We start from the raw sequence: 14,554 nt of genomic DNA, 5'->3' as shown, positions 1-14,554 counted from the left end.
CGCATACGATCAGGCCATCAGGGCCGCCGCCTCTTCCGGCGGCAGCGCCTGCGGCCGCTCGCAGTTCGTTTCCATTGTCTTGAATGTTCCGTCTTCGCCCGATTGCAGGATAGCGGTCATGACTTCAACGACGTGAAGCGCCAGTTCGAGCGAGCAGCGGTGCGGACGGCCCTCGGCAATGGCCAGCGCCATGTCCGCAAGCCCGGAAGCCCGGTAATTTGCAACGCCCTCATCCGGAGAGCCGTCATTGATCCTGCTGAAAGGGTGATCCCAATCCGGCCTCTCGTCGGTGAACGCGTCCTTGTGCGTGACTTTCAATTCGCCGCTGAAGAAGTTCGGGTCCGGCACAAAGAGGCTGCCCTCCTCGCCGTAAAGCTCCATCGGCGAATGGCCGTGCCGCCAGACATCCCAACTGGCACCGAGACCCACGGTCGTGCCGTTATGAAACTCCAGGATCGCGTGGAAGGTCGTTGGCGTTTCGACGGCGATTTTTTCGCCATGGCGTGGCTGCGATGTGATCGTCCGTTCCGGGGAGGGCGTGGCGGAGATCGCGGCCACCCGTTTGACCGGCCCGATCAACTGAACAAGGTTGGCGATGTAATAGGGGCCGATATCGAGCACCGGGCCGCCGCCGGGCTTGAAAAAGAAATCCGGGTTCGGATGCCAGTGCTCCATTCCGTGGCTGAGCACATAACATGTGCCGCCGGTGATCCTGCCGACCGCTCCGGTATCGATCAGGTGACGCGCGAGTTGGTGCGAGCCGCCGAGGAACGTATCCGGCGCCGATCCGATCCGCAGACCCTTTGACGCGGCAAGTTCGGCCAGGGACCGGCCCTCCGAGACCGAAAGCACGAACGGTTTTTCCGAATAGACGTGTTTGCCGGCCTCAAGGATCGCGCTGGACACCTCGAAATGCGCCGCCGGAATGGTCAGATTGACGATGATGTCGATGTCGTCGGCCGCCAGCATCCCTTCGACGGTTTCGACCCTCAGACCGAACTCCTCGGCCCGGGCCCGAGCGGCCTCTTCGCTGATATCCGCGCAAGCCCTGATCTCGAAGCCGCGGAACAGCGGTGCAAGTTTCATGTAGGCAGCCGAGATATTGCCGCATCCCATGATGCCGACGCCAAGTTGTTCAGGCATGGGCTCCCTCCGCCAGTTTGCTCACGGCCTCAAACGAACGGCGTGCAAACCGCTCGAAATCGTTCGGGTTGTCATGTTCCATGATAAAGTAGGAAACGCTGGCATGCTGGTCGAGCGCCCGCAGGATGTTCTTCCAGGCGACAATGCCGTGGCCGACATCCTCCCAGCCGTCCTCGTCCTCGCACCGGCCGGCCGGGGCGATGTCCTTGACGTGCACGGCGGTGATGCGGGAGCCGTATTGCTCGATCCATTCAAGCGGTTCGCCGCCGCCGCGAAGGATCCACGCGATATCGGCTTCCCAGTCGATGTCCGGAGCCTCGTCCAGGATCACTTTCTGCGGGATCGTGCCATCCGCCAACGGGCGGAACTCGAAGTCGTGATTGTGCCAGCCAAAACGCCGTCCGGTCGCCTGGACCTTCTTGTTGATCGCTGACAGCCGTCCGGCAAACGCGGCATAACCGGCGGCATCCGTCGGGCGCTGGCTCTCATCGAGATAGGGACAGAAGATGGACTGAATGCCAAGCACTTCGGCGCGCGCCATAATGGCGTCGAACGAATCCTCGAGGACATCGATGCCGAAATGGCCGGACGGCATCGTCAGGCCGTTCCGGTCCATCAGGTTGCGGAACTCCGCAGCATCCTCATAGACAGCGCAGAAACCCTCCAACTGCTTGTAACCCAGCTGCGAGAGATAGCCGAGCACCTTGTCCCAGGGTGTGAAGTTGCGTGCGCTGTAAAGCTGAAAAGACAAATCCATTACAGGTCCAATCAAAATAATGCGGTTACAATCTGTTTTCGGTTTGCAGGTCGAAGACGGATGCGCTGACCGGATCGAACCCGATCTGCAAGGTCTCGCCGACTTCGACATTCTTTTGTCCGTCCATGCGGAAACGGAACTCCTGATCGGCCAGCGTGGTCCACACCAGCGTGTCGGAACCCATGGGTTCGACGACTTCCACATTCACCTCGCTCGAAAAGATCTTATCGGCTGCGTCGCGGCCCGTGGAAACATGTTCGGGACGCACGCCCAGCCACGCCTGCGAGCCATCGGGTGAGCCGCCATTGCCGAATTTGTAACGGGACAGATCGACCTTGATCCCGCCGGTGGAGAACAATGGTTTGTCGCCGCCGTTGAGCGTTCCCTGCATGAAGTTCATGCCCGGCGATCCGATGAAGCCGGCAACATATTTGTTGACCGGGTGATTGTAGATCGCGTGCGGCGTGTCCAGCTGCTGGACCTTGCCGCCGCGCATGATCGCAATGCGATCGGCCAGCGTCAGCGCCTCGATCTGGTCGTGCGTCACATAGATCATCGTGTTGGAGAGCTTCTGGTGCAGACGCTTGATCTCGACCCGAAGCTCGGCGCGCAGTTTTGCATCGAGGTTCGACAAAGGTTCATCGAACAGGAACACGTCGACCTCGCGCACCAGCGCGCGGCCGATCGCAACGCGCTGACGCTGGCCGCCGGAAAGCTGCGACGGCTTGCGCTTCAGCAGCGGCTCGATCTGCAGGACGGAGGCGGCCCGGGCAACCCGCTCGGCGATTTCGGCCTTCGGCACGCCGGCATTTTTCAGGCCGAATGAGAGGTTTCCTTCAACGCTCATCTGCGGATAGAGCGCATAGGACTGGAAGACCATGCCGATGCCGCGATCCTTCGGTTCCTTCCAGGTCACATTGTTGCCCTTGATGAAAATCTGCCCGTCCGAGATGTCGAGCAATCCGGCGATGCAGTTCAAAAGGGTCGACTTGCCGCACCCCGACGCCCCGAGCAGGACGAGGAACTCGCCGTCGAAAATATCGAGGTCGAGATTTTCAAGAACCTTCAGCTCGCCGAAGCTGAGCGACAGGTCACGGATTTCGATGCTCTTGGATCCGGCCATTGATCTAACCTTTCACGGCGCCGGCCGCGATGCCGCGCACAAAATACTTGCCCGAGAGGAAGTAGATGAGCAGCGGCACGCCGCCCGTCAGGATCGTCGCGGCCATGTTCACATTGTATTCCTTCACGCCCTGCGTGGTGTTGACGATGTTGTTGAGTTGTACGGTCATCGGGAAGTTCTGGGTCCCGGCAAAGATCACGCCGAACAGGAAGTCGTTCCAGATGCCGGTGACCTGCAGAATGATCGCCACGACAAAAATCGGTGGTGACATGGGCACCAGCACTTTCAGAAAAATGCCCCAGAAGCCGGCTCCGTCGACCCGAGCGGCCTTGAACAGCTCCTGGGGCAGGGAGGCAAAGTAGTTGCGGAACAATAGCGTCAGGATCGGCATGCCGAAGATGGTGTGAATGAAGATCACCCCGGCAAGCGATCCGAAGATGCCGAGCTCGCGGGTAATGATCACCAGCGGGTACAGCATCACCTGGTAGGGAATGAACGAGCCGAAGATCAGGATCGTGAAAAACACTTCGGCGCCGCGGAAGCGCCAGAAGGACAATGCGTATCCGTTCACCGACGCGATGGCGATCGAGATGATGACGCTGGGGATGAGAATCTGGACCGAGTTCCAGAAGCCGACCTTGAGACCCTCGCAGTAGAGGCCGGTGCAAGCCGTATCCCAGGCCTTCACCCAGGGCTCGAAGGTGACCTCGACCGGTGGGGCGAAGATATTGCCGAGACGGATCTCCGGCATGCCCTTCAACGAGGTCATGATCATCACGTAGAGCGGCAGCAGGTAGTAGAGCGCGGCGACGACCAGCACGCAGTAGATCATGATGCGGACGGGATCGAGGACGCGGCGGGGGCGGGGCCCGATGGGTTCCATGGTCATCCGATCACCCCTTCTTCTTGCCGTATTCGAGATAGATCCAGGGGATCAGGATGATGAGGACCGTCGTCAGCATGACGGTGGACGCTGCCAGTGCCTGGCCGACATTGGCGCGCGCGAACATGAAGTCGTAGACGTATTTTGCGGGTACTTCGGACGCGATGCCGGGACCGCCATTGGTCAGGGCGACGACAAGGTCGTAGAGCCGCACAATGCCCGAGGCGATGATCACCAGCGTGGTGATGAAAACGCCGCGCATCATCGGAATAACGACGAAGATGTAAGTCTTCCATTTCGGTATGCCGTCGACGCGCGCGGCTTTCCATATCTCGTCATCCACGGCTCGCAGTCCGGCGAGCATAAGCGCCATGACAAAGCCGGTGCCCTGCCATATGCCGGCGATCAGCAGCGCATAGATCACCGTGTCGCGGTGGGCGATCAGGTCGAATGTGAAGGTTTCCCAGCCCAGATTTCGAACCGCTTCCTGCAGGCCGAGCGTCGGGTTGAGGATCCATTGCCAGACAACGCCGGTGACGATGAACGAAAGCGCAAAGGGATAGAGATAGATCGTCCGGAACGTGTTCTCGAAGCGGATCTTCTGATCCATGAAAGCGGCCAGAACAAAGCCGACGACGAGAGAAAAGACCAGTGAGACAATCCCGTAAATCGCGATATTCTCGACGGATGTCATCCAACGCGACGTATTGAACAGCCGCTCATATTGGGCAAATCCGACGAACTCGTTGACGGGCAGGGCCCGTGATGCCGAGAACGAATAGATCACCGTCCACAAGGAGCATCCCACGAACACGACAAGTGTCGTCAGGATCATCGGCGTGGCCGCGATCTTGGCATTCAGATTTCGGAAATAGGGATTGGGTCTGTCCTGGCTCGCCATGGCTTTGCTCCGGGAGGGGGAGCCGCCCGCCCGTGAAAACGGGCAGCTCCCAATCCACTTGATTTATCCTGATGGGCCGGTATCAGTCGGCGTTTTCGACGATCTCGACGTAACGCGCCTGGGCTTCCTCGGGAGACATGCCCGGATCGTTGAAGAACTCCACCCAGAGGTCTTCAAACTGTCCTTGCGTATCGGGGGACCATGTCTGCTCGCCCGACGGCAGGATGTTGTCCGGGTTCTCCAGAATGGCGAGACCCTTCTTCATGCAGTCATTGGCGGCTGCAAGATCGATGTCGCCGCGCACCGGCAGCGAGCCTTTTTTCAGGTTGAAATCGACCTGAACGTCCTTGGAAACGAGCAGGGACGCCATTTCAAGCTGTGCCTTGACGATGTCCGGATTGTCGTCGGCCGGCTTCGGGAAGTAGAACGCATCGCCGCCGGTATCGAGCACCGGATAGACGCCGAGGCCGGGAAGGCAGTCATACTCCTTGCCCGCGGTCTGCCCGGCAACGCTGAACTCGCCCTGCGCCCAGTCACCCATGATCTGCGCGCCGGCCTTGCCGGTGATGACCATGTTGGCGGCATCGTTCCATGCGCGTCCGACGTAGCCGTCATCGGCCATATCGCGGGCTGCGGCGATGGCCTCGAAGACCTTGGTCATTTCAGGGCTCGCGGCTGCTTCCGGGCTCTTGTCGGCATTGACCTTGCGGTAAAGATCGACGCCGCCAAGCGCGCTGGTGAACACGCCGGCCATTCCGTTGATCTGCCAAGGCTCGCCGCCCACGGCAAGCGGGATCACGCCGGCCTCGCGCAGCTTCGGAGCGGCCGCGGCGAATTCGTCCCAATTGGTGGGAACCGCAAGGCCGTTGTCTTCAAAAACGCCCCGGTTCAGCCACATCCACTGGAATGAGTGGATATTGACCGGAACGCAGTAGATCTTGCCGTCATAACGGCAGGCATCGAGCAGTTTTGCCGGACGGATGATGTCAGCCCAACGTTCTTTCTCGGCAAGTTCGGTCAGGTCGGTCATCAGGCCGGCCTTTACCAGGTCCTCGGCGTCACGGCCCGTATTGAGCTGGGTCGCGCCCATCGGGTCCCCGCCGGAGATGCGGCTGATGATAATGGGTCTGGCGTTCCCGCCACCGGCGATCGCGCCGTCAACCCAGTTGTTGCCCGTCGCGTTGAAAGCGTCGGCGAATACCTTGACGGCGGCTGCCTCGCCACCGGATGTCCACCAATGGGTGACTTCCAGGTCGGTGGCGGCTGCGGCGCCGGCGCCGGCCAGAATTGTGGTTGCTGCAAGAGCTGTCCTGATACGATGCATATGAACCTCCCATGGGCGCTGATCTCCCTAGGCGCCCCTTTGATCTGTGAAGACCGTTACACAAGTAATCGATTACATTCTCCGTAATTATCATTTGTAATCGATTACATTGAAAGCATGCGCCGAGATGCCGATGGTGTCAAGGTCTTATTGCCCTGCCTGTCAGACCGTTTGCGCAAACCGTTTGAAGAGACCGGGAAAACGTTGCAGGCCACACTTTTTTCGCAGGGCAAAAGTGGTCTGAAATCAATTGTTTCAGCGAAACCGGAAAGACGGAACAGGAACGCGCGTTACTCAGCCGGGGCTGTGGATCGGCACCACCTTGAGGTGAACCGGCGAAGCGTGCGGTTATGTACCGCTGTGTCCGGTGCCTGCCGTCCGCTCATCGAAAAGATCGAGGCTGATGTCGGCGTGCCGGGACCCATTGAGGACCTTCCCGGCATTCGGAATGTCGTTTCCGAGAGCCTTCTGACGCGCGGCTTGCGTATCGTAGCCGTGGGTGGTCCAGCGTGAAATCAGACGTTTGCGAAGCACCTCCATCGGTGCGGTCAGGAAGATCGTGATATCAAAGACATCGGCAAGGCGGTTCCAGGGCGTTTCATCGAGCAGCAGATAATTGCCTTCGATGAGCACGAAGCGGCAATCACGCGGCACCGGGATCGCGTCCTGTCGGACGCAGTCGTTTTCCCTGTCGAAATCGGGTGCGTAAAGGTCCTGATCCGCATCCCGCAGCCCTGCGATGAAGTCGACAAAGGCGCCCGCTTTGAATGTCTGCGGCGCGCCCTTGCGCTGGCGCAATCCCAATTGATCGAGCGCGGAATTGTCCATGTGAAAACCGTCCATGGGAACGATGCAGGCCGACTGGCCAAGGCGCAGCAGGCCATCGCGCAAATCCGCGGACAGGGTCGATTTGCCGACCCCGGGCGGGCCGGCGATCGCCACGATCGTGCGGCCATCTTTTCGAGCCCTGCCGACAACGATGCCCGGCAGGTCCGCCGTCCCGATTGCACTCATACGGCTTCCAGATTTTCCGGAACCTTCGCCCCTGTCATATAGGCGACGGCATCCGACATGGTGTGCTCCTTCGGATCGATGACGCACAATCGCCGGCCGAGCCGGTGTACATGGATCCTGTCCGCAACCTCGAAGACATGCGGCATGTCGTGTGAAATGAGCACGATCGGAAGACCGCGCGACTTGACGTCGAGAATGAGATCCAGCACCCGCCGCGATTCCTTCACGCCAAGTGCCGCGGTGGGCTCGTCCATGATGATGACTTTCGAGCCGAATGCCGCGGCGCGTGCCACCGCCACGCCTTGCCGCTGACCCCCGGACAGGGTTTCGACCGCCTGACCGATATTCTGGATCGTCAGGAGGCCGAGTTCACTGAGTTTGTCACGGGCAAATTTCTCCATCGCCGGACGGTCAAGCTTGCGGAAGAGCTTGCCGGCAAGACCCGGTTTCCGCCACTCCCGGCCGAGGAACATGTTGTCCGCGATGGACAGGGCAGGGGACAGCGCCAGGTTCTGATACACGGTCTCGATCCCGGCCTGTTGGGCGTCCACCGGATCATGGAAGTGGACCGGTTTTCCCTCCAGCAATATCTCGCCCTCATCGGGGATGACGGCGCCCGAGATGGCCTTGATCATGGTCGACTTGCCGGCTCCGTTGTCCCCGATCACCGCAAGGATCTCACCGGGGTAAAGATCGAAATCCGCATGGTCGAGTGCCACGACGCGGCCATACCGCTTGACGAGATTGCGGGCTGTAAGAACGGGCTCGTTCATGCCGAAATCTTCCTTATCCATTGATCGATGGCGACGGCGGAGATGATGAGCAGGCCGATCAGGAGATAGGTCCATTGCGGATCCGTGCCGATCATCCGCAAGCCCAGCGAGAAGACGCCGACAATCAGCGCGCCGAAGAGCATGCCGAGTATGGAGCCGCGCCCGCCAAACAGGGATATGCCGCCGATCACCACCGCGGTGATCGATTCAATGTTGGCGAATTGTCCCGCTGTCGGCGACACGGAACCGATGCGCCCGATGAGGACCCAGCCGGCGAGGGCGCAGATCAGCCCGGCGCAGACATAGACGGATATCAGCGTCCGTTTGACCCGCACGCCTGCGAGTTCCGCGGCGTCCGGGTCGTCGCCGACCGCGTAGACATGACGCCCCCAGGCGGTGTGGTTGAGAATGTAATTGAGTACCAGAACCAGAAGCACCATGGCGATGACGCCGAAGGTCAGGACAGCGCCGCCGATGGAAATCTTGTTGCCGAAAAACTGAAGCAGCGGCGCCGACTGCGAAATGTCCTGGCTCCGGATTGTCTCGTTGGCCGAGTAGAGGAAATTGGAGGCAAGGATAATCTGCCACATGCCGAGCGTGACGATGAATGGCGGCAGCCGGACAAGGGCGACGAGCGCCCCGTTGATGAAACCGCAGACCGCGCCGACCGCGAAGCCGCACAGGATGGCGATTTCGGGCGGCAGGCCGTAGCGGAAAGTAAACTGGCCCATGACGACGGACGACAGAACCATGATCGCGCCGACGGAAAGGTCGATGCCCGCCGTCAGGATCACCAGCGTCTGTGCCGCGCCGACGAAACCGACGATCGCGACCTGTTGCAGGATCAGCGTCATCGCGAACGGCGAGAAGAACCTCGATCCGAGGATCAGCCCGAAGATGACAAGGGACAAGACGAGCACAATGAGAGGCACCGCCGCGGGGTTGGAATGCAGGGTATGCTGTACCCGCTCGAGCACATTGCGCTGCCGGTGCTCGAAGGATGCAACCTCCGTCGCGCTCTGATCGAGAACCTGCTCGAAATCCTGTCCGGCCTTTTCCGTCGTGTCGGGCATGACTTGTTTCCCCCGGTTGCACGGCGAGCGCTTGGGGCGGCAACTCCAACCGGCTGCCGTCCGCACATTGCCACATTAGGTATTGTCCTGAAGGTGCGCGGTTTTGTAAACCGCTCCGGTCCAGGCAAGTCGCCCGGACCGGCAAAGTTCAAGGCTTTATCAGCCCCAGCACTTGTCCATGCCTTCCTTGGTGTCGATCGACTCGACGCCGTCGACCGGCTGGTCGGTGACCAGCGCGACACCGGTGTCGAAGAAATCCTTGCCTTCGGTATTGGTCGGCTTGGTTCCGTCCTTGGCCCAGGCCGCAATGGCCTCGATGCCGAGCGATGCCATGAGCAGCGGATATTGCTGCGACGTCGCGCCGATCACACCGTCGATGATGTTCTGGACGCCCGGGCATCCGCCGTCGACCGAAACGATCAAGACGTCGTTTTCGCGGCCGACCGCCTTGAGCGCTTCATAGGCGCCGGCGGCGGCGGGCTCGTTGATCGTGTAGACGACATTGATGCCGGGATCCTTCTGGAGAAGGTTTTCCATGGCCGTGCGGCCACCTTCTTCATTGCCGGCGGTCACCTCATTGCCGACAATGCGCGGGTCGTCTTCATCGCCCCATTTGCCCGGATCCTTCAGGTCGATGCCGAAGCCCTGCAGGAAGCCCTGGTCGCGCAATACGCCGACGGAAGGCTGGCTGACCGCGAGATCCAGCATGGCGATCTTCGCGTTTTTCGCGTCGTAGCCCAGGGACGCGGCCGCCCATTTTCCGATCAGCTCACCGGCGAGGAAATTGTCGGTGGCAAAGGTCGCGTCGGCCGAATCGATGGGTTCCAGCGGCGTGTCGAGCGCGATCACCAGAAGTCCGGCGTCACGGGCCTGCTGCACCGCCGGAACAATGCCCTTCGTGTCCGATGCGGTGATCAGGATCCCCTTGGCGCCGTCAACGATGCAGGTCTCGATGGCGGCGACCTGGCTTTCGGAATCGCCGTCGATCCGCCCGGCATAGGATTTCAGCTCGATGCCGAGTTCCTCCGCCTTTGCGGTCGCGCCTTCCTTCATTTTCACGAAAAACGGGTTGGTGTCCGTCTTGGTGATAAGGCAGGCGCCTATCGTTTCGGCCTGCGCACTCACCGTTCCTGCGATGCTGAGCGCAAGTGCGCCAAGACCTGCTGCGATTAAAGTCTGTTTCACGATCTTCCTCCCAATTGATGACGGGTGGCGACGGCGTCGCTGCGAATGCAGTGGCACAGTTGCCAGCAAGCCGGTCCGGTCCGGACAAAACCCGCAATACGGATGTCGCCCTGCCGTCCGGCACGGGCTGATCTTGCCTGCGCGCGTCGAAAAGCCCGTTCCTCCAGGAAACGTCCGGATGCATCTGCACGCTATGGGTGCTGCGAGCGAACGTCTCCACACACCGATCACACACCCAACAGGACATCTTGTCAATAAGTAAATCCACTTGATTTATTTATTTTCTGTGCCAGAGTGTGGTTGCAGGGAAGAAAATGCGCGCCCGCATGACTCTTATCCCGGCTGCCGCGGACCGATGCCGGGGGAAATCAGATTGACCAGGTCGCCTCACAACACGGCCGATGACACCGCAACGCGGATCAAGGATCCAAGCGGTGGTTCCAACCAGACCCGCGTGCGTGCGCACAATGAACGTCTTGTCATGTCTCTGGTGCGACGGCACGGCAGGCTGGCAAAGGCGGAGATCGCGCGGCGCACGGGTCTGTCTCCGCAAACCGTTTCGGTCATCATGAGGGCGCTGGAGAAGGACGCGCTGCTGATCCGCGGAGAACCGGTACGCGGGCGCGTCGGCCAACCGTCGATCCCGATGGCCCTTAACCCGGACGCGGTGTTTTCCGTCGGCCTGAAGATCGGCCGCCGAAGCGCGGACCTTGTTCTGATGGACTTTGTGGGCGGCGTGCGTCGCCAGCTTCGCGAAACCTTTGCTTATCCCTTGCCCGGGCAGATCATGCGCTTTGCCCAGGCGGGGCTGCAGCGTCTTGAGGCCGAACTCGATGAGACATTGAGAGGCCGAATTGCCGGTATCGGAATTGCATCGCCTTTCGAACTTTGGAACTGGCTTGACCAGGTCGGTGCCCCGCGCGATCAGATGGACGCCTGGCGTGATTTCGACTTTGTCGATGCAATGGCCGAAATCACCGATCTTCCCGTGATCATTCAAAACGACGCCACGGCCGCCTGCGGCGCCGAGCTGGTGTTCGGACGAGGCCGTGAATTCGCTGACTTTGCGTATTTCTTTGTCGGATCCTTCATCGGCGGCGGCCTGGTGCTCGATCATGCTCTTTACACGGGCCGCAGCGGCAATGCCGGAGCGTTCGGACCGATCCCGGTGCCCGGTCCTGGCGGCAAACCGCGCCAATTGCTCAATCAGGCGTCGATCTTCGTCCTTGAAAACCGGTTGAAGGACGCCGGCCTCGATCCGTCCCCGCTTTGGCTCAATCCTGATGAATGGCCGGATTACGGCGCCATATTGTCGGATTGGATTGACGAGACGTCCCGCAACATTGCGATCGCCATTGTCGCTATTGCCGCCGTCATCGATATGGAAGCCGTGCTGATCGACGGGGGCTTTCCCAAATCCGTGCGCGCGCGCCTGGTGGAAACAATTGAAAGAGAGTTTCGCAAGCTGGACAGGCAGGGAATCCGCGAGCCGGCGATTGTCGAGGCGCAGGTCGGCGCGGAAGCCCGCGCGATCGGTGGCGCCAGCCTGCCGATATTCAACCGTTTCATGATCGATCAGTCGGTGCTGACCAAGGTGCCGGTCTGATCTGCTGACGCTGCCCGACCTGAAACGGTCGCCGGTTGAGGCAGCGAAACAGCCCGGTCTTGCGGCCGGGCTGCTCTTGTTTCAGAAGCAATCGGCTGACTGCTTCGTTACGCCTTGGTGTCAGGCTGAATGGGCTGAACCGGCTTCAGTGGTTTCTGCATGGACGCGCGGTCCTTGCCCTTCTTCTTCATCTGGCGGTCCGAGCGCTTGCCGTGATGCTTGCCGCCTTTCCTGTCCGCCTTGGTCACGACGCCGTCGCCGTTGCGGTCATGGTTTTTGACAAACCCGGAATTGCCCGCGGTGTACTCTTCGAGCGTGATCGACAGATCGCCGTCGGTATCGTAGCGCTGGAAGCCGCCCACGATCCGGTTGTCATTCATGCCCTGCCAGATTGTCGTGAACTCTTCCAGCGACACGGCCTGATTGCCGTTGGCATCGGCGCCGCCGAAGACTTCGGCGCGAACGGCGTCGAACTCGGCGCGGGTGATCTTGCCGTCCTTGTCGGTGTCGAAACGCTCCATCAGCCGGGCAGCGCCTTTGCCTTTACGGGGACCGGCACGCTTGGCCATCTTGCCCTTTTTGCCGCCGGATTTTGCCTGCTCGCCCCTTGCCGGACGGGTCAGCTCTCCGTTGCCGTCACGGTCGAGGCGGCTGAACATGCGTTCCGAGGCCGTGTCGTATTCCTCGGCGGTAACGGCGCCATTGCCGTCACGATCGATGCGCTGGAAGGCCCTGACCATACGGTCGCGGGACTGATCGATCCATGCGGCCCGGAAGTCGTCAAGCGAAATCGCGCTGTCATCGCCCGAAAACGAATTGAAGCGGTCGACGATAACGGTGTCGACTTCTTCCTGCGTGATGACGCCGTCCTTGTTGACGTCGTAACGCTCGAAGGCACGTTTCATGCCGCCACGCTGACGCTTGCCATGCTTGGCTGCGCCCGCATGGGCCATACGCTTTTCTGCAACGGGCTTGCTGCCGGGTGTCGAGGATTGTGCGAGCGCCGGAACGAGGCTCGCGCCGAGGAAAGAGGTTGCCATGAGGGAAACGAAGATTTTCTTGGTCGTGCTCATCGTTCCTGTCCTTTCGGTTTGTTGCGATAGTCTGAAGCTAGGTCCTGCTTGTCGCAAAACTACGTCGGCAAACACCCGACTTTGTCGCCAACTGTCGCAATGCACGCGATTGATACACTTTGTTACACTTTCCATTTCACCATTGGCCATCAAACCGCTAACTCTTTGAATATGACGGGGCTGTTTTGCCTCAACGCCGGATCGAATGCGCATGAACGACACGAGCGCACATATTCTGGTCGTCGACGACCACCGCGACATCCGCGAAACCTTGGCGCGATATCTCGTCAAGAACGGACTGCGTGCGTCCGTCGCCGACAGTGCCGCGCAGGCGCGCAAAATGCTGACCGCCGCATCGGTTGACCTGGTGGTGCTCGATATCATGATGCCGGGTGAAGACGGCCTGTCGTTCTGCCGTCATCTCGTGGAAAAGGGCGGCCCGCCCGTGATTCTGCTCACCGCGATGGCGGAGGATACGGACCGCGTGGTCGGGCTTGAGATCGGCGCCGACGACTATGTTACCAAGCCGTTCAATCCGCGCGAACTCCTGGCACGCATCAAGGCGGTGCTGCGCCGCACCGCGCAGGTGCCGAAAGAACGCGATCCCGTGGAAAGTGAACGGCTTGCCTTCGAGGACTGGATTCTTGATCTCTCCCGGCGCCATCTCATTGGCCCCGACGAGGTCATCGTGCCGCTGTCGACCGGCGAGTTTCAGCTTCTGGTCGCCTTCCTCAAAAGACCGAAGGTGGTGCTTTCGCGCGATCAGCTCCTCGATCTGACCAGCGGCCGCACCCCCAATGTGTTCGACCGCTCGATCGACAACCAGGTCAGCCGGTTGCGCCGCAAGATCGAGCGCGACGCCAGGAACCCGGAGCTGATCAAGACAGTCTGGGGCGGCGGATATACCTTCACCGCCGACGTGCGGGACCCGGACGCATGATCTGGCGGCGCCTCACCCTTTGGCCGCGCAGTCTCGGCGGACAGTTGATCGGTCTGATCCTGGTCGCGGTCGTGATATCGCAGATCTTTACCCTCTGGCTGTTTACCGATGAGCGGCGCGTTGCCCTGATCGAACTGGCGGGCGGCCGGGTGGTTGCACGGACCGCAGCGCTCGTCGAACTGCTCGACGACACACCGCCGCAACTGCACGAACAGCTTCGCCGGGCCGCATCCAGCCCGCTTTCCTATTACTGGATATCAAACCGCCCGGAGCTGGAGCAAACCGGTGACAGCCGCACGGACCTGCGCATCCGCAGGGCGCTGGCCGAAGAGATCGGCGCGGACCGGGACGTGCGCACGCAGGTTGGCCCGAATATCGAAGTACCGCGCTACCATCGCGGAAAGCCGCGTGTTGAAAGGGCCGAGAAGAGGAGCGCGACACGGAGGGTTCCCCTGGTTGTTGCCATGTCGGTTCAACTGGACAGCGGGCGCTGGCTGAACATGGCCGCCAGTCTCAACATGCAACGCAGTTCGCTTGAGCGTGTGTTTGTTTCAATCGGTATCATGGCGGTGGCGGTGATCATCATTGTCGGCTTCACGGTACGCCGGCTGACAAAGCCGCTCAGCAATCTCGCCGCCGCGGCCGATCAACTGGGCCGGGGCGCGGAAGGGCTCCATGTTGCCGAGGCCGGGCCGCATGAGGTGCGCAGCGCGATCCACGCGTTCAATATCATGCAGGAGCGCCTGACCCGTTACGTTC

Annotated in this window: 14 protein-coding genes; 3 read left to right on the top strand and 11 right to left on the bottom strand. The window is 60.7% G+C overall.

Annotation, left to right across the window (positions count from 1 at the left end):
* Positions 1–9 precede the first annotated feature (9 nt).
* The 10 genes from AC5E6N_RS11875 to AC5E6N_RS11830 all read right to left on the bottom strand — a co-directional run bounded on the left by AC5E6N_RS11875 (position 10) and on the right by AC5E6N_RS11830 (position 10,176).
* Positions 10–1,143, bottom strand: a complete 1,134-nt coding sequence (locus tag AC5E6N_RS11875; protein ID WP_491748010.1) for a Gfo/Idh/MocA family protein — start codon at positions 1,141–1,143, stop codon at positions 10–12.
* Positions 1,136–1,900 carry a sugar phosphate isomerase/epimerase family protein gene (locus AC5E6N_RS11870; RefSeq protein ID WP_491748009.1) on the bottom strand — a complete coding sequence of 255 codons (765 nt, stop codon included), beginning with the start codon at positions 1,898–1,900 and terminating at the stop codon, positions 1,136–1,138. The genes AC5E6N_RS11875 and AC5E6N_RS11870 overlap by 8 nt, the downstream gene beginning before the upstream one ends.
* 25 nt (positions 1,901–1,925) lie before the next feature.
* A complete protein-coding gene (locus AC5E6N_RS11865) occupies positions 1,926–3,023 on the bottom strand; it encodes an ABC transporter ATP-binding protein (protein ID WP_491690920.1) in 1,098 nt (365 codons plus the stop codon).
* A 4-nt stretch (positions 3,024–3,027) separates the two neighbouring features.
* Positions 3,028–3,912 (bottom strand): carbohydrate ABC transporter permease, encoded by an 885-nt coding sequence (locus AC5E6N_RS11860; RefSeq protein ID WP_491748008.1) that lies wholly within the window; start codon positions 3,910–3,912, stop codon positions 3,028–3,030.
* Between the two features lie 4 nt (positions 3,913–3,916).
* Positions 3,917–4,807 (bottom strand): carbohydrate ABC transporter permease, encoded by an 891-nt coding sequence (locus AC5E6N_RS11855; protein WP_491748007.1) that lies wholly within the window; start codon positions 4,805–4,807, stop codon positions 3,917–3,919.
* An 82-nt stretch (positions 4,808–4,889) separates the two neighbouring features.
* Positions 4,890–6,131, bottom strand: coding sequence for an ABC transporter substrate-binding protein (locus AC5E6N_RS11850; RefSeq protein WP_491748006.1), 1,242 nt, complete (start codon positions 6,129–6,131; stop codon positions 4,890–4,892).
* A 348-nt stretch (positions 6,132–6,479) separates the two neighbouring features.
* Positions 6,480–7,145 (bottom strand): nucleoside/nucleotide kinase family protein, encoded by a 666-nt coding sequence (locus AC5E6N_RS11845; protein ID WP_491748005.1) that lies wholly within the window; start codon positions 7,143–7,145, stop codon positions 6,480–6,482.
* Positions 7,142–7,939 carry an ATP-binding cassette domain-containing protein gene (locus AC5E6N_RS11840; RefSeq protein WP_491748004.1) on the bottom strand — a complete coding sequence of 266 codons (798 nt, stop codon included), beginning with the start codon at positions 7,937–7,939 and terminating at the stop codon, positions 7,142–7,144. Before AC5E6N_RS11840 ends, AC5E6N_RS11845 begins: the two co-directional genes overlap by 4 nt.
* On the bottom strand, positions 7,915–8,991 hold the full coding sequence (locus AC5E6N_RS11835; RefSeq protein WP_491690926.1) for an ABC transporter permease: 1,077 nt from the start codon (positions 8,989–8,991) through the stop codon (positions 7,915–7,917). Before AC5E6N_RS11835 ends, AC5E6N_RS11840 begins: the two co-directional genes overlap by 25 nt.
* A 159-nt stretch (positions 8,992–9,150) precedes the next feature.
* Positions 9,151–10,176 carry a sugar ABC transporter substrate-binding protein gene (locus AC5E6N_RS11830; protein WP_491748003.1) on the bottom strand — a complete coding sequence of 342 codons (1,026 nt, stop codon included), beginning with the start codon at positions 10,174–10,176 and terminating at the stop codon, positions 9,151–9,153.
* Between the two features lie 367 nt (positions 10,177–10,543).
* Between AC5E6N_RS11830 and AC5E6N_RS11825 the strand changes: the two genes are divergently transcribed.
* A complete protein-coding gene (locus tag AC5E6N_RS11825; RefSeq protein WP_491748024.1) occupies positions 10,544–11,782 on the top strand; it encodes an ROK family transcriptional regulator in 1,239 nt (412 codons plus the stop codon).
* Positions 11,783–11,889: 107 nt separating this feature from the next.
* Here AC5E6N_RS11825 and AC5E6N_RS11820 read toward each other — a convergent pair whose 3' ends face one another.
* Positions 11,890–12,855 (bottom strand): EF-hand domain-containing protein, encoded by a 966-nt coding sequence (locus AC5E6N_RS11820; RefSeq protein ID WP_491748002.1) that lies wholly within the window; start codon positions 12,853–12,855, stop codon positions 11,890–11,892.
* Between the two features lie 211 nt (positions 12,856–13,066).
* On the opposite strand from AC5E6N_RS11820, the gene AC5E6N_RS11815 reads away from it, so the two are divergent.
* Complete coding sequence (locus AC5E6N_RS11815) at positions 13,067–13,795, top strand: response regulator (protein ID WP_491748001.1); 729 nt, start codon at positions 13,067–13,069, stop codon at positions 13,793–13,795.
* Positions 13,792–14,554 (top strand): HAMP domain-containing protein (locus AC5E6N_RS11810; RefSeq protein WP_491748000.1); only part of this gene is annotated, 763 nt, incomplete at its 3' end. The genes AC5E6N_RS11815 and AC5E6N_RS11810, both read left to right, overlap by 4 nt.

This window comes from Hoeflea sp. (genome assembly GCF_984452065.1).
The sequence above is the reverse complement of the archived record's forward strand: the minus strand, read 5'-3'. Positions and strand labels throughout refer to the sequence as shown.